The 26702-nt window shown below is 55.4% G+C and carries 29 protein-coding genes, 4 tRNA genes and 1 rRNA gene; all 34 read left to right on the top strand.

The annotated features are described in order from the left end of the window. A 5S ribosomal RNA gene (rrf, locus tag HBN63_RS16165) occupies positions 1–105 on the top strand; the annotation flags it as partial. A 143-nt stretch (positions 106–248) separates the two neighbouring features. Then, positions 249–1214 carry a bifunctional biotin--[acetyl-CoA-carboxylase] ligase/biotin operon repressor BirA gene (gene birA / locus HBN63_RS16170; protein WP_170050150.1) on the top strand — a complete coding sequence of 322 codons (966 nt, stop codon included), beginning with the start codon at positions 249–251 and terminating at the stop codon, positions 1212–1214. Further along, positions 1204–1950: a pantothenate kinase gene (locus HBN63_RS16175; RefSeq protein ID WP_170050191.1), complete on the top strand. Its 747-nt coding sequence runs from the start codon at positions 1204–1206 to the stop codon at positions 1948–1950. Before birA ends, HBN63_RS16175 begins: the two co-directional genes overlap by 11 nt. An 8-nt stretch (positions 1951–1958) precedes the next feature. Beyond that, positions 1959–2630 carry an SPOR domain-containing protein gene (locus tag HBN63_RS16180; protein ID WP_170050151.1) on the top strand — a complete coding sequence of 224 codons (672 nt, stop codon included), beginning with the start codon at positions 1959–1961 and terminating at the stop codon, positions 2628–2630. 141 nt (positions 2631–2771) lie between these two features. After that, positions 2772–2856: transfer RNA gene (locus HBN63_RS16185), tRNA-Tyr, on the top strand. Positions 2857–2880: 24 nt separating this feature from the next. Next, positions 2881–2954: transfer RNA gene (locus HBN63_RS16190), tRNA-Gly, on the top strand. Positions 2955–2980: 26 nt separating this feature from the next. Next, positions 2981–3056, top strand: a tRNA-Thr gene (locus HBN63_RS16195). Positions 3057–3139: 83 nt separating this feature from the next. After that, positions 3140–4333: an elongation factor Tu gene (gene tuf / locus HBN63_RS16200; protein ID WP_090377379.1), complete on the top strand. Its 1194-nt coding sequence runs from the start codon at positions 3140–3142 to the stop codon at positions 4331–4333. Between the two features lie 54 nt (positions 4334–4387). Beyond that, a tRNA-Trp gene (locus tag HBN63_RS16205) sits at positions 4388–4463 on the top strand. Positions 4464–4506: 43 nt separating this feature from the next. Continuing rightward, positions 4507–4875, top strand: a complete 369-nt coding sequence (gene secE / locus HBN63_RS16210) for a preprotein translocase subunit SecE (RefSeq protein ID WP_090256277.1) — start codon at positions 4507–4509, stop codon at positions 4873–4875. A 9-nt stretch (positions 4876–4884) separates the two neighbouring features. Continuing rightward, positions 4885–5418 (top strand): transcription termination/antitermination protein NusG, encoded by a 534-nt coding sequence (gene nusG / locus HBN63_RS16215; RefSeq protein ID WP_090256278.1) that lies wholly within the window; start codon positions 4885–4887, stop codon positions 5416–5418. A gap of 116 nt (positions 5419–5534) precedes the next feature. After that, positions 5535–5966, top strand: coding sequence for a 50S ribosomal protein L11 (gene rplK, locus HBN63_RS16220; protein ID WP_069522401.1), 432 nt, complete (start codon positions 5535–5537; stop codon positions 5964–5966). Beyond that, positions 5966–6661, top strand: coding sequence for a 50S ribosomal protein L1 (gene rplA, locus HBN63_RS16225; RefSeq protein WP_090256279.1), 696 nt, complete (start codon positions 5966–5968; stop codon positions 6659–6661). The genes rplK and rplA overlap by 1 nt, the downstream gene beginning before the upstream one ends. 200 nt (positions 6662–6861) lie before the next feature. Further along, positions 6862–7362, top strand: a complete 501-nt coding sequence (gene rplJ, locus HBN63_RS16230; protein ID WP_069522397.1) for a 50S ribosomal protein L10 — start codon at positions 6862–6864, stop codon at positions 7360–7362. A gap of 78 nt (positions 7363–7440) precedes the next feature. Further along, a complete protein-coding gene (gene rplL, locus HBN63_RS16235) occupies positions 7441–7806 on the top strand; it encodes a 50S ribosomal protein L7/L12 (RefSeq protein WP_090256280.1) in 366 nt (121 codons plus the stop codon). Positions 7807–8025: 219 nt separating this feature from the next. Beyond that, positions 8026–12099: a DNA-directed RNA polymerase subunit beta gene (rpoB, locus tag HBN63_RS16240; protein ID WP_160089366.1), complete on the top strand. Its 4074-nt coding sequence runs from the start codon at positions 8026–8028 to the stop codon at positions 12097–12099. A gap of 64 nt (positions 12100–12163) precedes the next feature. Then, complete coding sequence (rpoC, locus tag HBN63_RS16245; RefSeq protein WP_090256282.1) at positions 12164–16363, top strand: DNA-directed RNA polymerase subunit beta'; 4200 nt, start codon at positions 12164–12166, stop codon at positions 16361–16363. 151 nt (positions 16364–16514) lie between these two features. Further along, a complete protein-coding gene (gene rpsL / locus HBN63_RS16250; RefSeq protein WP_003463319.1) occupies positions 16515–16886 on the top strand; it encodes a 30S ribosomal protein S12 in 372 nt (123 codons plus the stop codon). Positions 16887–16994: 108 nt separating this feature from the next. Further along, the gene (gene rpsG / locus HBN63_RS16255; RefSeq protein ID WP_010490886.1) at positions 16995–17465 is read left to right on the top strand and encodes a 30S ribosomal protein S7; all 471 of its coding nucleotides are present in this window, start codon (positions 16995–16997) and stop codon (positions 17463–17465) included. 30 nt (positions 17466–17495) lie between these two features. Further along, positions 17496–19601 carry an elongation factor G gene (gene fusA, locus HBN63_RS16260; RefSeq protein ID WP_090256283.1) on the top strand — a complete coding sequence of 702 codons (2106 nt, stop codon included), beginning with the start codon at positions 17496–17498 and terminating at the stop codon, positions 19599–19601. Positions 19602–19632: 31 nt separating this feature from the next. Further along, a complete protein-coding gene (gene tuf / locus HBN63_RS16265) occupies positions 19633–20826 on the top strand; it encodes an elongation factor Tu (protein ID WP_090377379.1) in 1194 nt (397 codons plus the stop codon). A gap of 141 nt (positions 20827–20967) precedes the next feature. After that, positions 20968–21279 carry a 30S ribosomal protein S10 gene (rpsJ, locus tag HBN63_RS16270; protein WP_010486970.1) on the top strand — a complete coding sequence of 104 codons (312 nt, stop codon included), beginning with the start codon at positions 20968–20970 and terminating at the stop codon, positions 21277–21279. 84 nt (positions 21280–21363) lie between these two features. Next, positions 21364–21999, top strand: coding sequence for a 50S ribosomal protein L3 (gene rplC, locus HBN63_RS16275; RefSeq protein WP_090255807.1), 636 nt, complete (start codon positions 21364–21366; stop codon positions 21997–21999). A gap of 12 nt (positions 22000–22011) precedes the next feature. Continuing rightward, the gene (gene rplD / locus HBN63_RS16280) at positions 22012–22614 is read left to right on the top strand and encodes a 50S ribosomal protein L4 (protein WP_090255805.1); all 603 of its coding nucleotides are present in this window, start codon (positions 22012–22014) and stop codon (positions 22612–22614) included. After that, positions 22611–22910 carry a 50S ribosomal protein L23 gene (rplW, locus tag HBN63_RS16285; RefSeq protein ID WP_090255803.1) on the top strand — a complete coding sequence of 100 codons (300 nt, stop codon included), beginning with the start codon at positions 22611–22613 and terminating at the stop codon, positions 22908–22910. Before rplD ends, rplW begins: the two co-directional genes overlap by 4 nt. Positions 22911–22924: 14 nt before the next feature. Then, positions 22925–23749: a 50S ribosomal protein L2 gene (gene rplB / locus HBN63_RS16290; protein WP_090255801.1), complete on the top strand. Its 825-nt coding sequence runs from the start codon at positions 22925–22927 to the stop codon at positions 23747–23749. A 16-nt stretch (positions 23750–23765) separates the two neighbouring features. Further along, complete coding sequence (gene rpsS / locus HBN63_RS16295) at positions 23766–24041, top strand: 30S ribosomal protein S19 (protein WP_010486981.1); 276 nt, start codon at positions 23766–23768, stop codon at positions 24039–24041. An 11-nt stretch (positions 24042–24052) separates the two neighbouring features. Then, complete coding sequence (gene rplV, locus HBN63_RS16300) at positions 24053–24385, top strand: 50S ribosomal protein L22 (RefSeq protein WP_003210077.1); 333 nt, start codon at positions 24053–24055, stop codon at positions 24383–24385. A 13-nt stretch (positions 24386–24398) separates the two neighbouring features. Next, positions 24399–25085: a 30S ribosomal protein S3 gene (gene rpsC, locus HBN63_RS16305; RefSeq protein WP_069519907.1), complete on the top strand. Its 687-nt coding sequence runs from the start codon at positions 24399–24401 to the stop codon at positions 25083–25085. A 12-nt stretch (positions 25086–25097) separates the two neighbouring features. Then, entirely contained in the window at positions 25098–25511 is a 414-nt protein-coding gene (gene rplP / locus HBN63_RS16310; protein WP_090255798.1) for a 50S ribosomal protein L16, read from the top strand. Continuing rightward, positions 25511–25702 (top strand): 50S ribosomal protein L29, encoded by a 192-nt coding sequence (rpmC, locus tag HBN63_RS16315; RefSeq protein WP_002555481.1) that lies wholly within the window; start codon positions 25511–25513, stop codon positions 25700–25702. The genes rplP and rpmC overlap by 1 nt, the downstream gene beginning before the upstream one ends. Positions 25703–25704: 2 nt before the next feature. Beyond that, entirely contained in the window at positions 25705–25971 is a 267-nt protein-coding gene (gene rpsQ / locus HBN63_RS16320) for a 30S ribosomal protein S17 (RefSeq protein ID WP_090255823.1), read from the top strand. A 23-nt stretch (positions 25972–25994) separates the two neighbouring features. Beyond that, positions 25995–26363, top strand: a complete 369-nt coding sequence (gene rplN, locus HBN63_RS16325) for a 50S ribosomal protein L14 (protein WP_003281831.1) — start codon at positions 25995–25997, stop codon at positions 26361–26363. An 11-nt stretch (positions 26364–26374) separates the two neighbouring features. Then, on the top strand, positions 26375–26689 hold the full coding sequence (rplX, locus tag HBN63_RS16330; protein ID WP_167147115.1) for a 50S ribosomal protein L24: 315 nt from the start codon (positions 26375–26377) through the stop codon (positions 26687–26689). Positions 26690–26702: the final 13 nt, after the last annotated feature.

Consider the following 26702-nt stretch of genomic DNA (forward strand, 5'->3'; position numbering starts at 1 on the left):
TAGAGCATTGGAACCACCTGATCCCATCCCGAACTCAGTAGTGAAACGATGCATCGCCGATGGTAGTGTGGGGTTTCCCCATGTGAGAGTAGGTCATCGTCAAGCACCTATACCAAAACCCCCGATCAGGAAACTGGTCGGGGGTTTTACTTTATGCCGCGAAAACAAACCATGCCCAGCTCAGCCTTTGATAGGCAACTAAACAGGGCATCGTTATCATGCGTGCCTTATTGCTTGGCGGGACTCACATGCTTGCATTGTTAAGGCTTCTTCAAGACGGGTGTTTTCACTCCGGTGAGGCGCTTGGCGCGGCTTTGGGCGTGAGCCGCTCCGCTGTGTGGAAGCAGCTGCAGGCTTTGCAGGCTGAGTTGTCGTTACCCTTGCACAAGGTGCGCGGGCGCGGCTATCAGCTAGCTACGCCACTGCAGTTGCTGGATGCTGGCTGGCTGAATGCACAAGTGGATGCGCCGCACTGGCATGCGTGCGTTATGACAAGCGTGGACTCGACCAATGCGGAGGCATTACGGCTGTTACCCGAAGCGCAGACTCTGCCGTTCTATGTGATTGCTGAGCGGCAAACCAGTGGGCGAGGACGGCGGGGGCGTAGTTGGGTAAGTCCCTTCGGCGAGAATCTGTATTACAGCTTGGTTGTTCGTGTTGAAGGTGGCATGCGCCAGCTTGAAGGCATGAGCCTCGCAGTTGGCTTGGCGCTCCTGCAGGTTATTCGCGGATTTGGCGTGGCTGAGGCCGGATTGAAGTGGCCCAACGATGTGTTGGTGGGTGAGCGCAAGTTGGCGGGCATCCTATTAGAGCTGTCTGGCGATCCGGCGGATGTGTGTCATGTGGTCATCGGGATTGGCTTGAATGTAAATATGCTCGCGGCCGATCACGGAGCCATTGGTCAGCCCTGGACCTCGATGCGTGCTGAGTTGGGGCGTCTGTTAAATCGCAATGAGCTAGTCAGTGAGTTGAATCGGCAGCTGTCGCGCTATCTGGATATTCAGTTGCGTGGTGGTTTCGCAGCTTTGCAGGATGAGTGGCAGGCTTGTCACCTTTGGCAGGGGCGGCCGGTTGCGTTAACGGCTGGCGGTGAGCCTATAGAAGGTGAGGTTTTAGGAGTGGATCGTTCTGGGGCCATTCGTCTTCGTGTTGATGGGGCTGAGCGAAGCTTTAGCGGCGGTGAGCTTAGCCTGAGGTTGCGTGATGATTCTTGAGCTCGACTGCGGTAATACCTTTATTAAGTGGCGCTTGCTGGGTGGTGGCAAGGCTACGGCAGACGTAGGTGGTGTCGTTGACTCGGATCAGGCGCTTATAGAGGTTGTCCGCGAGCAAGCTGTGCAGCTACGCGCCTGTCGTCTGGTGAGTGTGCGCAGCGACGAAGAGACTGCGCAGTTGATCTCGCTGCTTGAGCAGGCTTTTGCTGTCGAGTGTCGTGCGGCTCGCTCTGCTGTTTCCTTGTCGGGTGTGCGCAATGGCTATGAGCAGTACGAGCGCCTTGGGCTTGATCGCTGGCTTGCGGTGGTAGGGGCTTATCAGTTATCGGGCAAGGCTACGCTGGTTATTGACCTGGGCACTGCGGTTACTTCGGATTTTGTGGGTGCAGATGGTGGGCATCAGGGCGGCTTTATTTGCCCGGGTGTGCCGCTGATGCGCACGCAGTTGCGAACCCACACCCGCAGAACGCGCTATGACAGCGATGAGGCGGCCAAGGCGCTTGAAAATTTGGCCCCGGGTCGGGCGACTGCTGAAGCTGTTGAGCGTGGATGCTTGTTGATGCTGCGCGGTTTTGTCAGTGGTCAGGTAGCGATGGCGGCAGAGCTGCTGGGTAGTGATTTTGATGTTTTCCTCACTGGTGGGGATGCCCCGTTGGTGATGGATGTTATTCCGGGTGCGCGGGTTGTGCCGGATCTGGTGTTTATCGGCTTGGCGATCGCTTGCCCCATAGACTGAGGTCATGCATGCGCTGGATGTTCTTGTGGTTGGTTGTACTGAATCTGTTCTATTACGTGTGGCATCAGCAGCAGGCCCCTTTGCGGGTTACTGAGATTGCACCGCTGAATATGGCGCAAGACAGTAAGCGCGATATTCGCCTGCTCAGTGAGTCGAGTGCGCCGCCGCGGCGAGATGTGGCTGTGGCGCAGCCTGCTGAGGCGGTGTGCTTGTTTCTCGGTAGTTTTGAGGTGATGGCGGATGCGTCGGCGGTTGAGCAGCGGCTGTTGAGCCTGGATATTCAGTCGCGCGTGCAAAGCATGGATGCAGCGGCGGGCGTCGATTACTGGGTGTATCTACCACCGTTGGCTTCGCGGCAGGCTTCATTGCGCCAATTGCGTGAGCTGCAGGCACGCAAGATCGATAGCTACATCATTACTCAGGGCGACTTGGCCAACGGTATCTCCCTGGGCATCTTTCCGCGTAGCGATTCGGCGCAGAGTGTCATGCAGCGGTTGCGTCATGCCGGGTACGAGCCGTCCCTGCGTGAGCTGACACGTGCGCACCGCAGTTTCTGGGTGCGTATCTCTCCGCAAAGTCGGCGTCTGGCGGATGATGCCTTGCTGCAGCGTTTGGCTTTTGACTTCAAAGGCTTAGAGCAGCAATTAATGCCTTGCGAAGGGGTTGCAAGCCCTCAATAGAATGCATAGAATGGCGCCCGCTTCGCAGGGTGGCGCTAACAAGTGTTCTGCGAAGTTGCTGTCAATGTGGCTAACCTCAGGTTATTTAATGAGAAATTGCTTGACAGTAGGTCGGCATCGAATGAGAATGCCGCCCCGTTTGGAGGGATTCCCGAGTGGCCAAAGGGATCAGACTGTAAATCTGACGTCATCGACTTCGAAGGTTCGAATCCTTCTCCCTCCACCAGATTTAGCGAGAGCTGCAGGCTCCGCGGGTATAGTTCAGTGGTAGAACCTCAGCCTTCCAAGCTGATGATGCGGGTTCGATTCCCGCTACCCGCTCCAGCATTGTTGTTTTCGCAATGTGTTTTGCTCATGTAGCTCAGTTGGTAGAGCACACCCTTGGTAAGGGTGAGGTCAGCGGTTCGAGTCCGCTCATGAGCTCCATCTAATAAAGGCAGATATGCAAGTATCTGCCTTTGTTTTATGGCGGTGATGCTGAGTCAATTCTTCTCTGGGAGGCAGTCAAAATGGCTAAAGAAAAGTTTGAGCGTAACAAGCCGCACGTCAACGTTGGCACTATCGGTCACGTTGACCACGGTAAAACCACTCTGACCGCTGCTCTGACCCGCGTCTGCTCCGAAGTATTCGGTTCGGCCAAGGTTGACTTCGACAAGATCGACAGCGCCCCAGAAGAAAAAGCTCGCGGTATCACCATCAACACCGCTCACGTTGAATACGATTCGTCCGTGCGTCACTACGCACACGTTGACTGCCCAGGTCACGCCGACTACGTAAAAAACATGATCACCGGTGCTGCGCAGATGGATGGCGCTATCCTGGTTTGCTCGGCCGCTGATGGTCCGATGCCGCAAACTCGTGAGCACATCCTGCTGTCGCGTCAGGTAGGCGTTCCGTACATCGTTGTCTTCCTGAACAAGGCTGACATGGTTGATGACGCTGAGCTGCTGGAGCTGGTTGAAATGGAAGTGCGCGACCTGCTCAGCACTTACGATTTCCCAGGCGACGACACTCCGATCATCATCGGTTCTGCTCTAATGGCTCTGAACGGCCAAGACGACAACGAAATGGGCACCAGCGCTGTTAAGAAGCTGGTTGAGACTCTGGACAGCTACATTCCAGAGCCAGTTCGTGCAATCGACAAGCCGTTCCTGATGCCAATCGAAGACGTATTCTCGATCTCCGGTCGTGGCACCGTGGTAACTGGCCGTATCGAGCGCGGTATCGTCAAGATCCAGGAAGAAATCGAGATCGTTGGTCTGCGTGATACCACCAAGACCACCTGTACCGGTGTTGAAATGTTCCGCAAGCTGCTCGACGAAGGTCGTGCTGGCGAGAACTGCGGCGTTCTGCTGCGCGGCACCAAGCGTGACGACGTAGAGCGTGGCCAGGTTCTGGTCAAGCCAGGTTCGGTTAAGCCGCACACCACCTTCACTGCAGAAGTGTATGTGTTGAGCAAAGAAGAAGGCGGTCGTCACACTCCGTTCTTCAAAGGCTACCGTCCTCAGTTCTACTTCCGTACTACTGACGTAACTGGTAACTGCGAGCTGCCGGAAGGCGTTGAGATGGTAATGCCAGGTGACAACATCCAGATGACTGTCACTCTGATCAAGACCATCGCAATGGAAGAAGGTCTACGTTTCGCTATTCGTGAAGGCGGTCGTACCGTCGGCGCTGGCGTCGTAGCCAAGATCATCGCTTAATCGATTGATCTGTTTTGATCGGGCCGGCATAATGGCCGGCCTGATTCAGTTTTTAGGTCAGTAGCTCAATTGGCAGAGCGACGGTCTCCAAAACCGTAGGTTGGGGGTTCGATTCCCTCCTGACCTGCCATTTTCCCTAGAATTTGGCGCGTCTTTTTACAGGATATTAGTAGATGAATGTTAAGGCTGAAGCCAAAGACTCTCGCTTCGATCTGCTTAAGTGGCTCGTAGTTGCTGCTCTGGTAATCGCAGGCGTAGTCGGTAATCAGTATTTCTCTGCTGAGCCTATTCTGTATCGCGTTCTGGCCTTGCTTGTTGTTGCCGCATTGGCCGGCGTGATTGCCCTGCAAACATCAAAAGGTCAGGCCTTTTGGGTGTTGGCAAAAGAAGCTCGCGTTGAAATTCGCAAGGTCGTTTGGCCAACTCGCCAGGAAACCACGCAGACAACTTTGATCGTTGTGGCTGTTGTTTTGGTTATGGCGCTGTTGTTGTGGGGTTTAGATTCCCTGCTTGGTTGGCTTGTTTCGTTGATTGTCGGCTAAGGGTGTCCCGTGGCTAAGCGTTGGTACGTTGTGCATGCTTACTCGGGTTACGAGAAGCATGTTATGCGCTCGTTAGTCGAGCGTGTGAAGCTCGCTGGTATGGAAGACGTTTTTGGCGAGATTCTGGTCCCCACTGAAGAAGTAGTGGAGATGCGGAACGGTCAGAAGCGCAAGAGTGAGCGTAAGTTCTTCCCAGGTTATGTCCTGGTGCAGATGGAGATGAGCGAGGCTACTTGGCATTTGATCAAGAATACCCCGCGCGTCATGGGCTTCATCGGTGGTACTGCAGATAAGCCTGCACCGATCACTGAAAAAGAAGCTGATGCCATTCTGCGTCGTGTTGCCGACAGTGGTGACAAGCCGAAGCCGAAAACATTGTTCGAGCCGGGTGAAATGGTGCGCGTGACTGATGGTCCGTTTGCTGATTTCAGCGGTGTTGTTGAAGAAGTTAATTACGAGAAGAGCCGCATCCAGGTGGCGGTGACTATTTTTGGTCGCTCTACACCGGTCGAGCTGGAGTTCAGTCAGGTCGAAAAGGCATAACTGACATAAGCATCCCTTACCCCGCAGCCATAGGCTGCGGGGTTTTGTCGTCACTGGGATAAATAGGCAATAACTGGGGAGCCGAAAGGCGCTAGAACCCAAAACTGGAGTAGCTCATGGCTAAGAAAATTACGGCTTATATCAAGCTGCAAGTAAAGGCTGCACAAGCCAACCCGTCGCCACCTGTCGGCCCAGCTCTGGGTCAGCACGGCGTGAACATCATGGAATTCTGCAAGGCGTTCAACGCCCGTACCCAGGGCATGGAACCTGGTCTGCCGACTCCAGTGATCATCACTGTTTATAGCGACCGTAGCTTCACCTTTGAAACCAAAAGCACCCCTGCTTCGGTTCTGCTGAAGAAGGCTGCTGGCCTGACCAGCGGCTCGGCTCGTCCGAACACCGTTAAGGTTGGCACCGTTACTCGTGCTCAGCTGGAAGAGATCGCCAAAACCAAACAGGCCGATCTGACTGCAGCTGATATGGATGCAGCTGTGCGTACTATCGCCGGCTCCGCTCGTAGCATGGGCCTCAACGTGGAGGGTGTGTAATGGCTAAGTTGACCAAGCGTCAAAAGGCAATCGCTGAGAAAGTTGAAGCTGGTAAGGCTTACAACTTTGTTGAAGCCGCCGCTCTGCTGGCTGAGCTGTCTGCAGTTAAGTTCTCTGAGTCGGTAGATATAGCCGTCAACCTCGGTGTTGACCCGCGTAAATCCGACCAGGTTGTACGTGGCGCCACCGTTCTGCCGAACGGCTCGGGCAAAAGCGTTCGCGTTGCCGTGTTCACTCAGGGTCCAGCTGCTGAAGCTGCTCTGGCTGCGGGCGCTGATCGCGTAGGTATGGACGATCTGGCTGCCGAAATGAAAGGCGGCGACCTGAACTATGACGTAGTAATTGCCTCCCCGGATGCAATGCGCGTTGTGGGGCAGCTGGGTCAAGTGCTCGGCCCGCGCGGTCTGATGCCTAACCCGAAAGTCGGCACCGTTACCCCTGACGTGGCTACCGCTGTGAAGAATGCCAAAGCTGGTCAAGTGCGTTTCCGTACTGACAAGAACGGCATCATCCACGGTTCAGTCGGCAAGGTTGGTTTTGACGCCGAGAAGCTGAAACAGAACGTTGAAGCGCTGATTTCCGACCTCAAGCGTCTGAAGCCATCGACTTCGAAAGGTGTTTACGTCAAGCGCGTAACCCTGAGCACTACAATGGGTCCTGGTTTGGTCATCGACCAAGGCTCGCTCGACGCGTAATACATAGAGGCAGTGCGAGTAATTGTGCTGTCTCGAATCTTTGGGGTCCCTGCTTTGCGGGGGCTATCCAAGACCGTAGGTGGCGCAAGTCTTAAATTAACAGCCTACGCAGATGGTGCTCCCGGTTCCTTACCGAATCAGACACCAAAACGACATCTGGCTTCGGCCAGATGAAACGGTAACAAGCAGGAGTTTTACCCGTGGCAATTAAACTCGAAGACAAGAAGGCCATCGTCGCTGAAGTCAACGAGGCTGCCAAAGTAGCCCTGTCCGCTGTCGTGGCTGATGCCCGTGGTGTGACTGTAGGCGCTATGACCGGACTCCGTAAAGAGGCCCGCGAAGCTGGCGTATACGTACGTGTTGTACGTAATACCCTGCTCAAGCGCGCTGTTGAAGGCACCGAGTATTCGGTACTCAACGACGTGTTCAAAGGCCCGACCCTGATTGCATTCTCCAAGGAACATCCGGGCGCTGCTGCTCGTATTTTCAAAGAGTTCGCCAAGGGTCAGGATAAGTTCGAGATCAAGGCAGCTGCGTTCGAGGGCAAGTTCCTCGCAGCAAACGAGATCGACGTGTTGGCTTCGCTGCCAACTCGCGACGAAGCTATTGCGAAGCTGATGAGCGTGATCCAAGGCGCTACCAGCAAGCTGGCTCGTACTCTGGCGGCCATTCGCGACCAGAAAGAAGCTACCGCTGCCTAAGGCATCGCAAGCTCTTTCAAAATCATATGTTTAATTTGATGGCTGCGTAGGCTGTCACCCCAATACAGGATTTAAGTCATGTCTCTGACTAACGAACAAATCATCGAAGCAATTGGCCAGAAAACTGTTCTGGAAGTTGTTGAACTGATCAAAGCAATGGAAGAAACCTTCGGCGTTACCGCTGCTGTTGCTGCTGCTGGTCCAGCTGCTGCTGCCGCTGTTGTTGAAGAGCAAACCGAATTCAACGTGATGTTGGTTGAAGCCGGCGAGAAGAAAGTAAACGTGATCAAGGCAGTTCGTGAACTGACCGGTCTGGGCCTGAAAGAAGCCAAGGCTGTAGTTGACGGCGCTCCTGCCATGGTTCTGGAAGCTGTTGCGAAAGACGCAGCTGACAAAGCCAAAGCTGCTTTGGAAGAAGCTGGCGCCAAAGTCGAGCTCAAGTAAGCGACGACCTTGCGTCTACAGCCCAAGCGTTAAGCGAAAGGCTGATGGCTGGTGGCTTTTGCCACCGGCCTTTTTCCGTTCTAGGTCGGCGAATCGTTCGCTGCTCTAAAGCGTGAAATACCCACCCGATGAGGTGGCGCAAACCTCGGGTTTGCAAGAGTTTCTGGCAACTCCCGTCGGAGGGGCCAAATAAGCAGGTGACCAAGCTGGGGAACGCTGATGGCTTACTCATATACTGAGAAAAAACGTATCCGCAAGGACTTTAGCAAGTTGCCGGATGTCATGGATGTGCCTTATCTCCTGGCCATCCAGCTGGATTCGTATCGCGAATTCCTGCAGGCAGGGGCGACCAAGGACCAGTTCCGCGACATTGGCCTGCATGCGGCCTTCAAGTCTGTTTTCCCGATTATCAGCTACTCCGGCAATGCTGCTCTGGAGTACGTCGGTTATCGCTTGGGCGAGCCGGCTTTTGATGTCAAGGAATGTACGCTGCGCGGCGTAACCTATGCCGTACCGCTGCGGGTAAAAGTCCGTCTGATCATTTTCGACAAAGAATCGTCGAACAAAGCGATCAAGGACATCAAAGAGCAAGAAGTGTACATGGGCGAAATTCCGCTCATGACCGAGAACGGTACCTTCGTTATCAATGGTACCGAGCGTGTTATCGTTTCCCAGCTGCACCGCTCCCCAGGCGTGTTCTTTGACCACGACCGTGGCAAGACGCACAGCTCGGGCAAGCTGCTGTACTCGGCGCGTATCATTCCTTACCGTGGCTCCTGGCTGGACTTCGAGTTCGATCCGAAGGACGCCGTGTTCGTGCGTATCGACCGTCGTCGCAAGTTGCCGGCTTCTGTGCTCCTGCGCGCGCTGGGCTATAGCACTGAAGAAGTGCTGGACGCTTTCTATGCGACCAACGTTTTCCACGTTAAGGGCGAATCCCTCAACCTGGAGCTGGTACCGCAGCGTCTGCGTGGTGAAATTGCCGTCCTCGATATCCTCGATGACAAGGGCAAGGTCATCGTTGAGCAAGGCCGTCGGATTACCGCGCGCCATATCAACCAGCTGGACAAAGCCGGCATCAAAGAGCTGGAAGTGCCGATCGACTACCTGATCGGTCGCACCTCGGCCAAGGCCATCGTGCACCCGGCCACCGGCGAAATCATCGCTGAGTGCAATACCGAGCTGAACGTTGAGATCCTGGCCAAAGTGGTCAAGGCTCAGGTCGTACGCATCGAAACGCTGTACACCAACGACATCGATTGCGGTCCGTTCATCTCCGACACACTGAAAATTGACAGCACCACCAATCAGTTGGAAGCGCTGGTCGAGATCTACCGCATGATGCGTCCTGGCGAGCCACCAACCAAGGATGCTGCCGAGACCCTGTTCAACAACCTGTTCTTCAGCGCCGAGCGTTACGACCTGTCGGCCGTTGGCCGGATGAAGTTCAACCGTCGTATCGGTCGCACCGAAATCGAAGGTTCGGGCGTGCTGAGCAAGGAAGATATCGTTGCGGTCCTCAAGACCCTCGTCGATATCCGTAATGGCAAAGGCATCGTCGACGACATCGACCACCTGGGTAACCGTCGTGTTCGCTGCGTAGGCGAAATGGCCGAGAACCAATTCCGCGTTGGCCTGGTACGTGTTGAGCGTGCGGTCAAAGAGCGTCTGTCGATGGCCGAAAGTGAAGGCCTGATGCCGCAAGACCTGATTAACGCCAAGCCGGTTGCGGCTGCCGTTAAAGAGTTCTTCGGTTCCAGCCAGCTCTCGCAGTTTATGGACCAGAACAACCCGCTCTCCGAGATCACCCACAAGCGCCGTGTTTCGGCTCTTGGCCCGGGCGGTCTGACCCGTGAGCGTGCTGGCTTCGAAGTCCGTGACGTACACCCGACCCACTACGGCCGTGTGTGCCCGATCGAGACCCCTGAAGGTCCGAACATCGGTCTGATCAACTCCCTGGCAGCCTATGCGCGTACCAACCAGTACGGCTTCCTTGAGAGCCCGTACCGTGTGGTGAAAGACACCCTGGTTACCGATGAAATCGTGTTCCTGTCCGCCATCGAAGAGGCCGATCACGTGATCGCCCAGGCTTCGGCGACCATGAACAACAAAGGTCAGCTGGTTGATGAGTTGGTGGCTGTACGTCACCTCAACGAATTCACCGTTAAAGCGCCTGAAGACGTCACATTGATGGACGTATCGCCTAAGCAGGTAGTTTCGGTTGCCGCTTCGTTGATCCCGTTCCTCGAGCACGACGACGCCAACCGTGCGTTGATGGGTTCGAACATGCAACGTCAGGCTGTACCAACCCTGCGCGCTGACAAGCCGCTGGTCGGTACCGGCATGGAGCGCAACGTAGCGCGCGACTCCGGCGTTTGCGTCGTGGCTCGCCGTGGCGGTGTGATCGACTCCGTCGATGCCAGCCGTGTTGTAGTTCGCGTCAATGACGACGAAGTTGAAACTGGCGAAGCCGGTGTCGACATCTACAACCTGACCAAATACACCCGCTCCAACCAGAACACCTGCATCAACCAGCGTCCGCTGGTGAGCAAAGGTGACAAGGTTGAGCGCAGCGACATCCTGGCCGACGGCCCGTCCACCGATATGGGTGAGCTGGCTCTGGGTCAGAACATGCGCGTCGCGTTCATGCCGTGGAACGGCTACAACTTCGAAGACTCCATCTGCCTCTCCGAGCGCGTGGTGCAAGAAGATCGTTTCACCACCATCCACATTCAGGAACTGACCTGTGTGGCGCGTGACACCAAGCTCGGCTCGGAAGAAATCACTTCCGACATCCCGAACGTCGGTGAATCGGCGCTGAACAAGCTGGACGAAGCAGGCATCGTGTATGTCGGCGCTGAAGTGGGTCCAGGTGACATTCTGGTCGGCAAGGTCACGCCAAAAGGCGAAACCCAACTGACTCCGGAAGAGAAGCTGCTGCGTGCAATCTTCGGTGAGAAGGCGTCTGACGTTAAAGACACCTCCCTGCGTGTGCCAACTGGCACCAAAGGTACCGTTATCGACGTGCAGGTCTTCACACGCGACGGCGTTGAGCGTGATGCTCGTGCTCTGTCGATCGAGAAGAGCCAGCTCGACGAGATCCGTAAGGATCTGAACGAAGAGTTCCGCATCGTTGAAGGTGCAACCTTCGAGCGTCTGCGTTCCGCTCTGGTTGGTAAGAAAGTTGAAGGCGGCGCTGGCCTGAAGAAGGGTGCAGAAGTCACCGACGAGTTCCTCGACGGCCTCGAGCGCGGCCAGTGGTTCAAACTGCGCATGGCTGACGATGCCCTGAACGAGCAGTTGGAAAAGGCCCAGGCCTACATCTCCGACCGCCGTCAGCTGCTCGACGACAAGTTCGAAGACAAGAAGCGCAAACTGCAGCAGGGCGATGACCTGGCTCCAGGCGTGCTGAAGATCGTCAAGGTCTACCTGGCAATCCGTCGCCGCATCCAGCCGGGCGACAAGATGGCCGGTCGTCACGGTAACAAGGGTGTGGTCTCTGTGATCATGCCGGTTGAAGACATGCCGCACGACATCCACGGTACGCCGGTGGACATCGTACTGAACCCGCTGGGCGTACCATCGCGTATGAACGTCGGTCAGATCCTTGAAACCCACCTGGGCCTCGCGGCCAAAGGTCTGGGCGAGAAGATCAACCGCATGCTCGAAGAGCAGCGCAAGGTCGCTGAGCTGCGTAAGTTCATGCAGCAGATCTACAACGAGATCGGCGGTCGTCAGGAAAGCCTGGATGAGCTGAGCGATCAGGAAATCCTTCGCTTGGCGCACAACCTCAAAGGTGGTGTGCCAATGGCCACCCCGGTGTTCGACGGTGCCAAGGAAAGCGAAATCAAGGCCATGCTGAAACTGGCAGACCTGCCAGAAAGCGGCCAGATGCGCCTGATCGACGGTCGTACGGGTAACCAGTTCGAGCGTCCGACCACCGTTGGCTACATGTACATGCTGAAACTGAACCACCTGGTGGACGACAAGATGCACGCGCGTTCCACGGGTTCCTACAGCCTGGTTACTCAGCAGCCGCTGGGTGGTAAGGCGCAGTTCGGTGGTCAGCGCTTCGGTGAGATGGAGGTCTGGGCGCTGGAAGCTTACGGCGCCGCCTACACCCTGCAGGAAATGCTGACCGTGAAGTCGGACGACGTGAACGGCCGTACCAAGATGTACAAAAACATCGTGGACGGTGATCACCGTATGGAGCCGGGCATGCCCGAGTCCTTCAACGTACTGATCAAAGAGATCCGTTCGCTGGGTATCGACATCGATCTGGAAACCGAATAACACGTGACGCGAATCGAGAGCGGGGCTGTTTAGCCCGCTCTCTGCTCCGCCAGGAGGAAAGGCCTTGAAAGACCTACTGAATTTGCTGAAAAACCAGGGTCAAGTCGAAGAGTTCGATGCTATTCGCATCGGCCTTGCTTCGCCTGAGATGATCCGTTCGTGGTCGTTCGGTGAAGTTAAAAAACCGGAAACCATCAACTACCGTACGTTCAAGCCTGAGCGTGACGGCCTGTTCTGCGCCAAGATCTTTGGCCCGGTAAAGGATTACGAGTGCCTGTGCGGTAAGTACAAGCGCTTGAAGCATCGCGGCGTGATCTGCGAGAAGTGCGGCGTTGAAGTTGCACTGGCCAAGGTTCGTCGTGAGCGCATGGCGCACATCGAACTGGCTTCGCCGGTTGCCCACATCTGGTTCTTGAAATCGCTGCCAAGCCGTATCGGTTTGCTGATGGATATGACCCTGCGTGATATCGAACGCGTTCTCTACTTCGAGAGCTATGTCGTTATCGACCCAGGCATGACCACACTTGAAAAAGGCCAGCTGCTGAACGACGAGCAGTACTTCGAAGCCCTCGAAGAGTTCGGTGATGACTTCGACGCCCGCATGGGTGCTGAAGCCGTTCGCGAACTGCTGCACGCGATCGACCTGGAGCACGAGATTGGCCGTCTGCGCGAAGAAATTCCGCAAACCAACTCGGAAACCAAGATCAAGAAGCTGTCCAAGCGTCTGAAGCTGATGGAAGCTTTCCTCGGTTCGGGCAACCTGCCTGAGTGGATGGTGTTGACCGTTCTGCCGGTTCTGCCGCCAGATCTGCGTCCGCTGGTTCCGCTCGACGGTGGCCGTTTCGCGACTTCGGATCTCAACGATCTGTATCGCCGCGTAATCAACCGTAACAACCGCCTCAAGCGCCTGCTCGATCTGTCCGCACCGGACATCATCGTGCGCAACGAAAAGCGCATGCTGCAGGAAGCGGTCGACGCCCTGCTCGACAACGGTCGTCGCGGTCGCGCCATCACTGGCTCGAACAAGCGTCCGCTGAAATCCTTGGCTGACATGATCAAGGGTAAGCAAGGTCGTTTCCGTCAGAACTTGCTCGGTAAGCGTGTGGACTACTCCGGTCGTTCCGTTATTACCGTGGGCCCGACTCTGCGTCTGCATCAGTGCGGTCTGCCGAAGAAGATGGCTCTCGAGCTGTTCAAGCCGTTCATCTTTGGCAAGCTGGAAATGCGTGGTCTCGCGACCACCATCAAGGCTGCCAAGAAGATGGTCGAGCGCGAGCTGCCAGAGGTTTGGGACGTACTCGCCGAAGTGATTCGCGAACACCCCGTGCTGCTCAACCGTGCACCAACCCTTCACCGTCTGGGCATCCAGGCGTTTGAACCGGTTCTGATCGAAGGTAAAGCGATTCAGCTGCACCCGCTGGTCTGCGCCGCGTACAACGCCGACTTCGACGGTGACCAGATGGCCGTGCACGTACCGCTGACGCTGGAAGCCCAGCTGGAAGCGCGCGCACTGATGATGTCGACCAACAACATCCTGTCGCCTGCCAACGGTGAGCCAATCATCGTTCCTTCGCAGGACGTGGTACTGGGTCTGTATTACATGACCCGCGAAGCGATCAACGCCAAGGGCGAAGGCCGCGTATTCGCTGACCTGCAGGAAGTTGACCGGGTTTTCCGTGGTGGCGAAGCCTCGTTGCATGCTCGCGTAAAAGTGCGCATCAACGAAGTGATCAAAGACCGCGACGGTACTATCACCAAGAACACCCGTATCGTCGACACCACTGTCGGTCGTGCGTTGCTGTTCCAGATCGTGCCGGATGGCCTGTCGTATGACGTGGTCAACCAGTCGATGAAGAAGAAGGCGATCTCCAAGCTGATCAACCAGTGCTACCGCACCGTTGGCTTGAAAGATACCGTTATCTTCGCTGACCAGCTGATGTACACCGGTTTCGCTTACTCGACCATCTCTGGTGTGTCGATCGGCGTGAACGACTTCGTTATCCCGGATGAGAAGGCGCGCATCATTGACGCCGCCACCGAAGAAGTTAAAGAGATCGAATCGCAGTACGCCTCCGGCCTGGTAACCCAGGGCGAGAAGTACAACAAGGTGATCGACCTCTGGTCCAAGGCCAACGACGAAGTGTCCAAAGCGATGATGGCCAACCTCTCGAAAGAGAAAGTGGTTGATCGCGAAGGCAAGACCGTTGAGCAAGAGTCGTTCAACTCGATGTACATGATGGCCGACTCCGGTGCGCGGGGTTCTGCTGCGCAGATCCGTCAGCTCGCTGGTATGCGTGGTCTGATGGCCAAGCCAGACGGTTCGATCATCGAAACGCCGATCACCGCGAACTTCCGCGAAGGTCTGTCGGTTCTGCAGTACTTCATCTCGACGCACGGTGCTCGTAAGGGTCTTGCGGATACCGCGTTGAAAACTGCTAACTCCGGTTACCTGACTCGTCGTCTGGTAGACGTGGCCCAGGATCTGGTGGTTACCGCAATCGATTGCGGCACCGAGCATGGCCTTCTGATGACGCCGCACATTGAAGGCGGTGACGTAGTTGAGCCGCTGGGTGAGCGTGTACTGGGTCGTGTCATCGCCCGTGACGTGTTCAAGCCTGGGACCGAGGAGCTTCTGGTTCCGGCTGGTACCTTGGTTGATGAGCAGTGGGTTGAATTCATCGAGCTGAACAGCATCGACGAAGTGATCGTACGTTCGCCGATTAGCTGTGAAACCCGCTACGGGATCTGCGCCAAGTGCTACGGTCGCGACCTGGCCCGTGGTCACCAGATCAATATTGGTGAAGCAGTCGGCGTTATCGCTGCTCAGTCGATCGGTGAGCCGGGTACCCAGCTGACCATGCGTACGTTCCACATCGGTGGTGCGGCTAGCCGGACCTCGGCTGCTGACAGCGTACAAGTGAAGAATGGCGGTGCGATTCGTCTGCACAACTTGAAGCACGTTGAGCGTCTTGACGGCAACCTGGTAGCGGTGTCCCGTTCCGGTGAGCTGGCGATTGCTGACGAGTTCGGTCGTGAGCGCGAGCGCTACAAGCTGCCGTACGGTGCTGTGATTTCCGTGAAGGAAGGTGACAAGGTCGACGCTGGCGCCATCGTCGCCAAGTGGGACCCGCACACCCACCCGATCGTTACCGAAATGAAAGGTACCGTGACCTACGTGGGCATGGAAGAAGGCATCACCATCAAGCGTCAGACGGACGAATTGACTGGTTTGACCAACATCGAAGTCCTCGATCCGAAAGATCGTCCGGCTGCCGGCAAGGACATCCGTCCTGCGGTGAAGATGGTTGGCGAAGATGGTAAGGATCTGCTGCTGCCAGGTACCGACGTACTGGCTCAGTACTTCCTGCCGGCCAACGCCCTGGTGGGTGTGGCGAACGGTGCGCAGATCGCGATCGGTGATGTTATCGCTCGTATTCCGCAAGAAACTTCGAAGACCCGTGACATCACCGGTGGTCTTCCGCGCGTTGCCGACTTGTTCGAAGCGCGTCGTCCGAAAGAAGCTTCGATTCTGGCGGAAATCAGCGGCACCATCGCGTTCGGTAAAGAGACCAAAGGCAAACGCCGTCTGGTTATTACCCCGAACGACGGTAGCGATCCGTATGAGGAGCTGATTCCGAAGTGGCGTCACCTGAACGTGTTCGAGGGTGAGCAGGTCAACAAGGGTGAAGTCATCTCCGACGGTCCTAGCGACCCGCACGATATCCTGCGTTTGCTGGGTGTCAGTGCGTTGGCCAAGTACATCGTCAACGAGATTCAGGACGTTTACCGCTTGCAGGGCGTGAAGATCAACGACAAGCACATCGAAACCATCCTGCGTCAGATGTTGCGCAAGGTTGAAGTGGCTGAGTCGGGCGATTCCTCCTTCATCAAGGGCGACCAGATGGAGTTGACCGCGGTACTGGGTGAAAACGAGCGTCTGGCTGCAGAAGACAAGTTCGTTGCCAAGTACACCCGCGTTCTGCTGGGTATTACCAAGGCGTCGTTGTCCACCGAGTCGTTCATCTCGGCGGCTTCTTTCCAGGAAACCACTCGCGTTCTTACCGAGGCGGCGGTTACTGGCAAGCGCGACTACCTGCGCGGTCTGAAAGAAAACGTGGTTGTGGGTCGTCTGATCCCAGCCGGTACTGGTCTGGCTTATCACAGCGAGCGCAAGCGTAAGCGTGATGCGGCTCAGCCGGTACGTGTCAGCGCCAGTGAAGTGGAAGCCGCACTGACTGAAGCGCTGAACTCCAGCAGCAATTAAGTTCAAAGCCCCGCTAGTTCGCTAGCGGGGCTTTGTCTTGACTGGGGCGGCGAGTCTCTTTAGACTCATGCACCCCTAAATTTGGCAGGGCACGTGCTCTGCCATTTTGTTTGTAGGGCAATAGCGTCGCAAGACAACAGTGGAGCTTAAGATGGCAACTATCAACCAGCTGGTACGTCAGCCGCGTAAGCGTATCGTCGAGAAATCCGACGTGCCTGCGCTGCAGAACTGCCCGCAGCGTCGTGGTGTGTGCACTCGCGTGTATACCACTACGCCGAAAAAACCTAACTCGGCACTGCGTAAAGTATGCCGTGTACGCCTGACCAACGGTTTCGAGGTTTCCTCGTACATCGGCGGTGAAGGCCACAACCTGCAAGAGCACAGCGTCGTACTGATTCGCGGCGGTCGTGTAAAAGACTTGCCAGGTGTGCGTTACCACACCGTGCGCGGTTCGCTGGATACCTCCGGCGTTAAAGACCGTAAGCAGGGTCGTTCGAAGTACGGTACCAAGCGTCCGAAGTAATCGGCGTTTGTACTGAATTGCGAATTTCTAATTTTCTGAGTCGATAAGAGTAAGGTCGGGCGCAATGCGGTCCCGAGCTAACCTGAAGACCGTTTGAGGGCTTATCACATGCCAAGACGTCGTGTAGCAGCCAAGCGCGAAGTGCTTGATGATCCAAAATACGGAAGCCAAATCCTGGCCAAGTTCATGAACCACGTGATGGAAAGCGGCAAGAAAGCCGTTGCCGAACGTATCGTTTATGGCGCCCTGGACAAGGTTAAAGAGCGTAAGAACAGCGATCCCCTGGAAATCTTCGAGAAAGCTCTCGACGCCATCGCTCCGCTGGTCGAAGTGAAGTCGCGCCGTGTAGGCGGTGCTACTTACCAGGTTCCGGTCGAAGTTCGTCCGTCCCGTCGTAATGCTCTTGCCATGCGCTGGCTGGTAGATTTCGCCCGTAAGCGTGGCGAGAAGTCTATGGCTCTGCGTTTGGCTGGTGAGTTGCTGGATGCCGCTGAAGGCAAAGGTGCTGCAGTTAAGAAGCGTGAAGACGTGCACCGTATGGCTGAAGCCAACAAGGCTTTCTCGCACTACCGCTTCTAATTATCGCGCTTCTAAATTTGCGAGGGCTTTATGGCTCGTACTACACCGATTAACCGTTACCGTAACATCGGTATCGTGGCTCACGTGGACGCGGGTAAAACCACGACCACCGAGCGTGTGCTTTTCTATACTGGCAAAAGCCACAAGATGGGCGAGGTGCATGACGGCGCCGCGACCACAGACTGGATGGTGCAGGAGCAGGAGCGTGGTATTACCATCACTTCGGCTGCTATTACCGCCTTCTGGAAAGGTTCCGAGAAGCAGTACAAAGATGAGCATCGCTTCAACGTAATTGATACCCCCGGCCACGTTGACTTCACCATTGAAGTTGAGCGTTCGCTGCGTGTACTCGACGGCGCGGTCGTTGTGTTCTGCGGTACTTCGGGCGTTGAGCCTCAGTCGGAAACCGTATGGCGTCAGGCCAACAAGTACGGCGTTCCACGTCTTGTTTACGTCAACAAGATGGACCGTGCTGGTGCTGACTTCCTGCGCGTTATCGGTCAGATCAAGCAGCGTCTGGGTCACACCCCGGTGCCGATCCAGCTGGCCATCGGTGCAGAAGACAACTTCCAGGGTCAGATCGATCTGATCAACATGCAAGCTGTCTACTGGAACGATGCCGACAAAGGTATGGTTCCTGTTCGCAAGGACATTCCGGCTGAATTGCTGGAAGAAGCCGAGAAGTGGCGCGGCAACATGGTTGAGGCTGCGGCCGAAGCCAACGAAGAGCTGATGAACAAGTACCTCGAAGGTGAAGAACTCACCATCGAAGAAATTAAGGGCGCTCTGCGTCAGCGTACTATCGCTGGCGAAATCGTTCTGGCTGTTTGCGGTTCTTCTTTCAAGAACAAGGGTGTTCCCCTGGTTCTCGACGCCGTTATCGACTTCCTGCCTGCTCCTACCGACATTCCTGCTATCAAGGGTTCCAACCCAGATAACGAGGAAGAGGAAATGGAGCGTCATGCAAGTGATGACGAGCCGTTCGCGGCGCTGGCGTTCAAGATCGCTACCGACCCATTCGTGGGTACCTTGACCTTCGTCCGCGTTTACTCGGGCGTGTTGGCATCCGGCGACGGCGTGATCAACTCGGTTAAGGGTAAGAAAGAGCGCGTTGGTCGTATGGTGCAAATGCACGCAAACGCCCGCGAAGAGATCAAGGAAGTACGCGCTGGTGACATCGCGGCCTTGATCGGCATGAAGGACGTCACCACTGGTGAGACTCTGTGCAACGCTGACAAGCCAATCATCCTGGTTCGTATGGACTTCCCAGAGCCGGTTATCTCGGTTGCTGTAGAGCCTAAGACCAAGGACGACCAGGAAAAAATGGGTATCGCACTGGGCAAGCTTGCTCAGGAAGACCCTTCTTTCCGCGTCAAAACTGATGAAGAGACTGGTCAGACGATCATCTCCGGTATGGGCGAGTTGCACCTGGACATCCTGGTCGACCGCATGCGCCGCGAGTTCAACGTCGAAGCCAACATCGGTAAGCCTCAGGTTTCTTATCGTGAGCGCATCACGAAGAGCTGTGAAATCGAAGGCAAGTTCGTTCGTCAGTCCGGTGGTCGTGGTCAGTTCGGTCATTGCTGGGTCCGCTTTGCACCTGCTGACGAAGGTCAGGAAGGTCTGCAGTTCCTGAACGAAGTCGTAGGTGGTGTGATTCCTAAGGAATACATCCCGGCGATCCAGAAGGGTATCGAAGAGCAGATGAAGAACGGCGTTGTTGCCGGTTATCCGCTTATCGGCCTGAAGGCTACCGTGTTCGATGGTTCCTACCACGACGTCGACTCCAACGAGATGGCGTTCAAGGTGGCTGCTTCCATGGCGACCAAGCAACTGGCCCAGAAGGGCGGTGGTGAGTTGCTCGAGCCGATCATGGCGGTAGAGGTTGTTACCCCAGAAGACTACATGGGTGATGTGATGGGCGACCTTAACCGTCGTCGTGGCATGATCCTGGGTATGGAAGACACGATCTCCGGCAAGGTGATTCGTGCTGAAGTTCCGCTGGGTGAGATGTTCGGTTATGCGACCGACGTCCGTTCCATGTCTCAGGGTCGCGCAAGCTACTCCATGGAATTCAAAAAATACAATACGGCTCCGTCGCACATCGTCGAGTCGGTAACCAAAAAACAAGGCTGATTCAGCCCCTTTAAGCTAGGAGTTAATTGTCGTGGCTAAAGAAAAATTTGAACGTAACAAACCGCACGTCAACGTTGGCACTATCGGTCACGTTGACCACGGTAAAACCACTCTGACCGCTGCTCTGACCCGCGTCTGCTCCGAAGTATTCGGTTCGGCCAAGGTTGACTTCGACAAGATCGACAGCGCCCCAGAAGAAAAAGCTCGCGGTATCACCATCAACACCGCTCACGTTGAATACGATTCGTCCGTGCGTCACTACGCACACGTTGACTGCCCAGGTCACGCCGACTACGTAAAAAACATGATCACCGGTGCTGCGCAGATGGATGGCGCTATCCTGGTTTGCTCGGCCGCTGATGGTCCGATGCCGCAAACTCGTGAGCACATCCTGCTGTCGCGTCAGGTAGGCGTTCCGTACATCGTTGTCTTCCTGAACAAGGCTGACATGGTTGATGACGCTGAGCTGCTGGAGCTGGTTGAAATGGAAGTGCGCGACCTGCTCAGCACTTACGATTTCCCAGGCGACGACACTCCGATCATCATCGGTTCTGCTCTAATGGCTCTGAACGGCCAAGACGACAACGAAATGGGCACCAGCGCTGTTAAGAAGCTGGTTGAGACTCTGGACAGCTACATTCCAGAGCCAGTTCGTGCAATCGACAAGCCGTTCCTGATGCCAATCGAAGACGTATTCTCGATCTCCGGTCGTGGCACCGTGGTAACTGGCCGTATCGAGCGCGGTATCGTCAAGATCCAGGAAGAAATCGAGATCGTTGGTCTGCGTGATACCACCAAGACCACCTGTACCGGTGTTGAAATGTTCCGCAAGCTGCTCGACGAAGGTCGTGCTGGCGAGAACTGCGGCGTTCTGCTGCGCGGCACCAAGCGTGACGACGTAGAGCGTGGCCAGGTTCTGGTCAAGCCAGGTTCGGTTAAGCCGCACACCACCTTCACTGCAGAAGTGTATGTGTTGAGCAAAGAAGAAGGCGGTCGTCACACTCCGTTCTTCAAAGGCTACCGTCCTCAGTTCTACTTCCGTACTACTGACGTAACTGGTAACTGCGAGCTGCCGGAAGGCGTTGAGATGGTAATGCCAGGTGACAACATCCAGATGACTGTCACTCTGATCAAGACCATCGCAATGGAAGAAGGTCTACGTTTCGCTATTCGTGAAGGCGGTCGTACCGTCGGCGCTGGCGTCGTAGCCAAAATCATCGCGTAAGTGATGGTTTGAGAAAAAGCCCCCGCTTGCGGGGGCTTTTTTATTGGGTTGACACCTGCTAGGGGCGTCTATAGAATCACGCCTCCTTTTAACGGGCGTATTGCGTCCGTTGGGAATAGCAGCTTGGAATCTGAGGTCAAAATGCAAAACCAACAAATCCGTATTCGGTTGAAGGCTTTTGACCATCGCCTGATCGATCAATCAACCCAGGAAATCGTGGAAACCGCGAAACGTACTGGTGCTCAGGTGCGTGGTCCCATTCCTCTGCCTACCCGCAAAGAGCGGTTCACCGTTCTGACCTCGCCACACGTCAACAAAGACGCGCGTGATCAGTTCGAGATCCGTACTCATAAGCGTGTTCTGGACATCGTCCAGCCAACGGATAAAACCGTTGACGCGCTGATGAAGCTTGATCTTGCGGCTGGTGTGGAAGTGCAGATCAGCCTCGGCTAAGACCGCTTTAGGTTTTAGTCGTGTAACGCTCTGAAATGGGCGGCCATAGCGGGTGAAAGCCCCGTACACTCATGAGGTTACAACATGACTATTGGTGTAGTCGGTCGAAAGGCGGGTATGACCCGTATTTTCACCGAAGAAGGTGTCTCCATTCCGGTTACGGTCATTGAGATCGAGCCGAATCGCGTCACTCAGTTCAAGACTGAAGAGTCCGATGGCTATCGTGCAGTGCAAGTCACTGTCGGCGAGCGTCGTGCTTCACGTGTCAGCAAGGCGCAAGCCGGTCACTTCGCTAAGGCGAATGTCGCGGCAGGTCGTACTGTTATGGAATTCCGTCTTGAAGAAGGCGAGTACCAGGCAGGTGATCTGATCAACGCTGAAATATTCCAAGCTGGTCAACTGGTGGATGTCACCGGTCAGTCCAAAGGTAAAGGCTTTGCCGGTACCATCAAGCGTTGGAACTTCCGCGGCCAAGACAACACTCACGGTAACTCCGTGTCCCACCGTGTTCCGGGTTCCATTGGCCAGTGCCAGACTCCGGGTCGCGTATTCAAGGGCAAAAAAATGTCCGGTCATATGGGCGCTGAGCGCGTGACCGTGCAGTCCCTGGAAGTAGTGCGGGTTGACGCTGAACGCAATCTGTTGCTGGTCAAGGGTGCTGTTCCTGGCGCTACTGGCGGCAACCTGGTTGTACGTCCAGCGGCCAAGGCTCGCGGTTAAGGGGAAGCTGACATGCAATTAAATGTAAATGGCGCTCAAGCAATCGAAGTATCCGAAGCCACTTTTGGCGGCGCATACAACGAGACCCTGGTTCACCAAGCAGTTGTGGCCTACATGGCCGGCGGCCGTCAGGGCAGCAAGCAGCAGAAGACTCGTTCCGACGTATCCGGTGGCGGTAAGCGCCCTTGGCGTCAGAAGGGTACCGGTCGTGCTCGTGCAGGTACCACTCGTGGTCCGATCTGGCGTGGCGGTGGTGTGACCTTCGCGGCTCGTCCGCAGAATCACGATCAAAAGCTGAACAAGAAAATGTATCGCGCTGCATTGCGTTCGATTCTTGCCGAGCTGGTTCGTACTGATCGTTTGATCGTCGTCGAAGACTTCAGTGTTGAAGCTCCGAAGACTAAAGAACTGTTGGGCAAGTTGAATGGCATGGGTCTGACCGATGTGCTGATCGTGTCCGATGCTATTGATGAGAATCTGTACCTGGCTGCTCGCAACCTGCCACACGTTGATGTTCGTGACGTGCAAGGTTCCGATCCAGTTAGTCTGATCGCGTATGAAAAGGTGCTGGTCACCGTTTCTGCCGTGAAGAAATTCGAGGAGCTGCTGGGATGAACCAGGAACGCGTATTTAAAGTGCTGCTTGGCCCGCACATCTCCGAGAAGGCCACGGTTCTCGCTGACAAGAAAAGTCAGTTCGTTTTCAAGGTTGCAACCGATGCAACCAAGCTGGAAATCAAGAAGGCCGTCGAAAGCCTGTTCAACGTGAATGTTGCTGCTGTTAATACCGTGAATGTTCTCGGTAAGACCAAGCGCAATGCTCGCGGTTTGGGCAAGCGTAACGACTGGAAGAAAGCGATCATTTCGCTTCAGCCAGGCCAAGATCTCGATTTCGCCAGCAGTGCTGAGTAAGGAAGGGGTGCATCATGGCAATCGTTAAATGCAAACCGACTTCCCCTGGCCGCCGTTTTGTGGTCAAGGTGGTCAATCAGGAGCTGCATAAAGGCGCTCCTTACGCTCCGCTGCTTGAGAAGAAGTCGAAGACTGGCGGTCGTAACAACAATGGTCGTATCACCACCCGTCATATCGGTGGTGGCCACAAGCAGCATTACCGTCTGGTCGATTTCCGTCGCAACGACAAAGATGGCATTCCAGCCACTGTCGAACGTATTGAATACGATCCGAACCGTACCGCACACATCGCTCTGCTGATGTATGCAGACGGCGAGCGTCGCTACATCATCGCCCCTAAAGGCGTGAGTGCTGGCGATCAGCTGGTAGCTGGCATCATGGCTCCGATCAAGCCGGGCAACAGTCTGCAACTGCGCAACATTCCAGTTGGTAGCACTGTTCACGGTATCGAACTGAAGCCGGGTAAAGGTGCTCAGATCGCTCGTTCCGCTGGTGCTTCGGCTCAGCTGATTGCGCGTGAAGGTGTCTACGTGACCCTGCGTCTGCGTTCCGGTGAGATGCGTAAAGTACTGGCTGAGTGCCGTGCGACCCTGGGCGAAGTCTCGAACTCCGAGCACAGCCTGCGTTCGCTGGGTAAAGCTGGTGCCAAACGCTGGCGTGGCGTTCGCCCAACCGTTCGTGGTGTTGCCATGAACCCGGTTGACCACCCACATGGTGGTGGTGAAGGTCGTACCTCTGGTGGTCGTCATCCGGTGTCTCCATGGGGCTTCCCGACGAAGGGCGCGAAGACTCGTGGTAACAAACGCACCGACAACATGATCGTCCGTCGTCGCAAGTAAATAGAGGGATACGACAGTGCCACGTTCTCTGAAAAAAGGTCCTTTTATTGATCTTCACCTACTGAAGAAGATCGAAGTGGCGGTGGAAAAGAATGATCGCAAGCCGGTGAAAACCTGGTCGCGCCGTTCGATGATCCTGCCACAAATGGTCGGTCTGACCATTGCTGTACATAACGGTCGTCAACATGTCCCAGTTCTTGTGAACGAAGACATGGTCGGTCACAAACTGGGCGAATTTGCCGGCACTCGTACCTATCGTGGGCACGTGGCTGACAAGAAAGCCAAGCGTTAAGGGGTTAGGAAATGGAAGTAGCCGCTAAGTTGTCGGGCGCTCGCATCTCCGCCCAAAAAGCCCGCTTGGTCGCCGACCAGATTCGTGGGAAGAAGGTGGGCGAAGCGCTCAACCTCCTGGCTTTCAGCAGTAAGAAAGCCGCCGAGATCATCAAGAAAGTGCTGGAGTCGGCTGTAGCCAACGCCGAGCACAACGAAGGCGCAGACGTTGATGACTTGAAGGTCAGCACCGTTTTCGTCAACGAAGGGCGTTCGCTGAAGCGCATCATGCCGCGTGCCAAAGGCCGCGCTGATCGCATCGTCAAGCGGTCTTGCCATATCACTGTCAAGGTTGCGGACAAGTAACGGAGTCGATCAGATGGGTCAGAAAGTACATCCCATTGGCATTCGCCTGGGAATCGTCAAGGAGCACACCTCCGTCTGGTACGCCAGCGGTCGGACTTATGCGGACTATTTGTTCGCTGATCTGAAGGTGCGTGAGTATCTCCAAGACAAACTAAAAAGCGCGTCCGTAAGCCGTATCGACATTGCTCGTCCGGCTCAAACCGCACGTATCACCATCCACACCGCTCGTCCCGGTATCGTTATCGGTAAGAAAGGTGAAGATGTTGAGAAGCTGCGTCAGGACCTGACCAAGCAAATGGGTGTGCCTGTGCACATCAATATCGAAGAGATCCGCAAGCCGGAGCTCGACGGTATGCTGGTTGCGCAGAGCGTAGCTCAGCAGCTGGAGCGTCGTGTGATGTTCCGTCGCGCTATGAAACGCGCTGTACAGAACGCCATGCGTATTGGTGCCAAGGGCATCAAAATCCAAGTGAGCGGTCGTCTCGGCGGTGCTGAAATTGCACGTACCGAATGGTATCGCGAAGGTCGTGTGCCGTTGCACACCCTGCGTGCCGATATCGACTATGCCACGTACGAAGCGCACACCACTTACGGTGTGATCGGTGTCAAGGTTTGGATCTTCAAAGGCGAAGTAATCGGTGGCCTTAAAGAAGAACTGAAACCTCAAGCGCCTGCGCCTCGTAAAAAAGCTGCTAAGTAAGGAGTACGCAAAATGTTGCAACCAAAGCGTACGAAGTTCCGTAAGCAGATGACCGGCCACAACCGTGGTCTGGCTCAGCGCGGTAGCAAAGTCAGCTTCGGCGAATTTGCTCTGAAGTCTGTTGCCCGTGGTCGTCTCACCGCCCGTCAGATTGAGTCCGCTCGTCGTGCTCTGACTCGTCACGTTAAGCGTGGCGGGAAAATCTGGATTCGCGTTTTCCCGGACAAGCCGATCTCCAAGAAGCCTCTTGAAGTGCGGATGGGTAAAGGGAAGGGTAGCGTTGAATATTGGGTAGCCCAGATCCAGCCAGGCAAGGTCCTGTATGAGATCGAAGGCGTTTCCGAAGAGTTGGCGCGTGAGGCTTTCGCCCTGGCTGCTGCAAAGCTGCCACTCGCCACCACTTTTGTTAAGCGGACGGTGATGTGATGAAGGCGAATGAACTTCGTGAAAAATCAGCACAGCAGCTGAACGAGCAACTGCTCGGCCTGCTGCGCGACCAGTTCAATCTGCGTATGCAGAAAGCAACTGGCCAGTTGGGGCAGTCTCACCTGCTCTCGCAAGTTAAACGCGACATCGCTCGTGTGAAAACTGTGCTCAACCAGCAGGCAGGTAAGTGATCATGGCTGAAGCCGAAAAAACAGTCCGTACGCTGACCGGCCGTGTCGTCAGCGACAAGATGGACAAGACCATCACCGTATTGATCGAGCGTCGCGTTAAGCATCCGATCTACGGCAAATATGTCAAGCGTTCGACCAAGCTGCACGCACACGACGAAACCAACCAGAGCAAGATCGGTGACAAAGTTTCCATTCGCGAAACTCGTCCCGTTGCCAAGACTAAGTCTTGGGCGCTGGTTGAGATCCTCGAACGCGCAGTGGACGTCTAAGGGCTAAGGGTCGGAGAAATTATATGATTCAGACTCAATCCATGCTCGACGTCGCTGACAACAGCGGTGCTCGTCGCGTTATGTGTATCAAGGTGCTGGGCGGTTCGCACCGCCGTTATGCTGGCATCGGCGACATCATCAAAGTCACCGTCAAGGAAGCAATTCCGCGCGGTAAAGTGAAGAAAGGCCAAGTGATGACTGCTGTTGTAGTCCGCACTCGTCACGGCGTTCGTCGCCCTGATGGCTCGATCATTCGCTTTGATGGCAACGCTGCTGTTCTGCTGAACAACAAGCAAGAGCCAATTGGCACTCGTATTTTTGGGCCAGTGACTCGTGAGCTTCGTACTGAGAAGTTCATGAAGATCGTCTCGCTCGCCCCTGAAGTGCTCTAAGGAGATCCGACATGCAAAAGATTCGTCGTGACGACGAGATCATCGTGATCGCCGGTAAAGACAAAGGTAAGCGTGGCAAGGTGCTCAAGGTTCTCGCTGACGACCGTTTGGTCGTTGGTGGGATTAACCTGGTGAAGCGCCATACCAAGCCGAACCCGATGTCGGGCGTTCAGGGCGGTATCGTCGAGAAAGAAGCGCCAATGCACGCTTCTAACGTGGCCATCTTCAATGGCGAAACCAACAAGGCTGATCGCGTTGGTTTCAAAGTAGAAGAAGGTAAAAAAATTCGTGTCTTCAAGTCGACCCAAAAAGCGGTTGATGCTTGAACACTGCTAGGTA

The sequence above is a fragment of the Pseudomonas sp. WS 5011 genome (genome assembly GCF_012985775.1).
GTDB lineage: Bacteria > Pseudomonadota > Gammaproteobacteria > Pseudomonadales > Pseudomonadaceae > Aquipseudomonas > Aquipseudomonas peli.

Bases quoted from the DNA above. Each gene is read 5' to 3' on its own strand.
- rpmC (WP_002555481.1), top strand. From the start codon at position 25,511: ATGAAGGCGAATGAACTTCGTGAAAAATCAGCACAGCAGCTGAACGAG.
- tuf (WP_090377379.1), top strand. From the start codon at position 3,140: ATGGCTAAAGAAAAGTTTGAGCGTAACAAGCCGCACGTCAACGTTGGC.
- fusA (WP_090256283.1), top strand. From the start codon at position 17,496: ATGGCTCGTACTACACCGATTAACCGTTACCGTAACATCGGTATCGTG.
- rpsC (WP_069519907.1), top strand. From the start codon at position 24,399: ATGGGTCAGAAAGTACATCCCATTGGCATTCGCCTGGGAATCGTCAAG.
- rpsG (WP_010490886.1), top strand. From the start codon at position 16,995: ATGCCAAGACGTCGTGTAGCAGCCAAGCGCGAAGTGCTTGATGATCCA.
- rpoB (WP_160089366.1), top strand. From the start codon at position 8,026: ATGGCTTACTCATATACTGAGAAAAAACGTATCCGCAAGGACTTTAGC.
- rpsJ (WP_010486970.1), top strand. From the start codon at position 20,968: ATGCAAAACCAACAAATCCGTATTCGGTTGAAGGCTTTTGACCATCGC.
- birA (WP_170050150.1), top strand. From the start codon at position 249: ATGCTTGCATTGTTAAGGCTTCTTCAAGACGGGTGTTTTCACTCCGGT.
- secE (WP_090256277.1), top strand. From the start codon at position 4,507: ATGAATGTTAAGGCTGAAGCCAAAGACTCTCGCTTCGATCTGCTTAAG.
- rplC (WP_090255807.1), top strand. From the start codon at position 21,364: ATGACTATTGGTGTAGTCGGTCGAAAGGCGGGTATGACCCGTATTTTC.
- HBN63_RS16180 (WP_170050151.1), top strand. From the start codon at position 1,959: ATGCGCTGGATGTTCTTGTGGTTGGTTGTACTGAATCTGTTCTATTAC.
- HBN63_RS16175 (WP_170050191.1), top strand. From the start codon at position 1,204: ATGATTCTTGAGCTCGACTGCGGTAATACCTTTATTAAGTGGCGCTTG.
- rplL (WP_090256280.1), top strand. From the start codon at position 7,441: ATGTCTCTGACTAACGAACAAATCATCGAAGCAATTGGCCAGAAAACT.
- rpsQ (WP_090255823.1), top strand. From the start codon at position 25,705: ATGGCTGAAGCCGAAAAAACAGTCCGTACGCTGACCGGCCGTGTCGTC.
- rplV (WP_003210077.1), top strand. From the start codon at position 24,053: ATGGAAGTAGCCGCTAAGTTGTCGGGCGCTCGCATCTCCGCCCAAAAA.
- rplA (WP_090256279.1), top strand. From the start codon at position 5,966: ATGGCTAAGTTGACCAAGCGTCAAAAGGCAATCGCTGAGAAAGTTGAA.
- rplX (WP_167147115.1), top strand. From the start codon at position 26,375: ATGCAAAAGATTCGTCGTGACGACGAGATCATCGTGATCGCCGGTAAA.
- rplD (WP_090255805.1), top strand. From the start codon at position 22,012: ATGCAATTAAATGTAAATGGCGCTCAAGCAATCGAAGTATCCGAAGCC.
- rplN (WP_003281831.1), top strand. From the start codon at position 25,995: ATGATTCAGACTCAATCCATGCTCGACGTCGCTGACAACAGCGGTGCT.
- rplW (WP_090255803.1), top strand. From the start codon at position 22,611: ATGAACCAGGAACGCGTATTTAAAGTGCTGCTTGGCCCGCACATCTCC.
- rplB (WP_090255801.1), top strand. From the start codon at position 22,925: ATGGCAATCGTTAAATGCAAACCGACTTCCCCTGGCCGCCGTTTTGTG.
- rplP (WP_090255798.1), top strand. From the start codon at position 25,098: ATGTTGCAACCAAAGCGTACGAAGTTCCGTAAGCAGATGACCGGCCAC.
- rplK (WP_069522401.1), top strand. From the start codon at position 5,535: ATGGCTAAGAAAATTACGGCTTATATCAAGCTGCAAGTAAAGGCTGCA.
- rpsL (WP_003463319.1), top strand. From the start codon at position 16,515: ATGGCAACTATCAACCAGCTGGTACGTCAGCCGCGTAAGCGTATCGTC.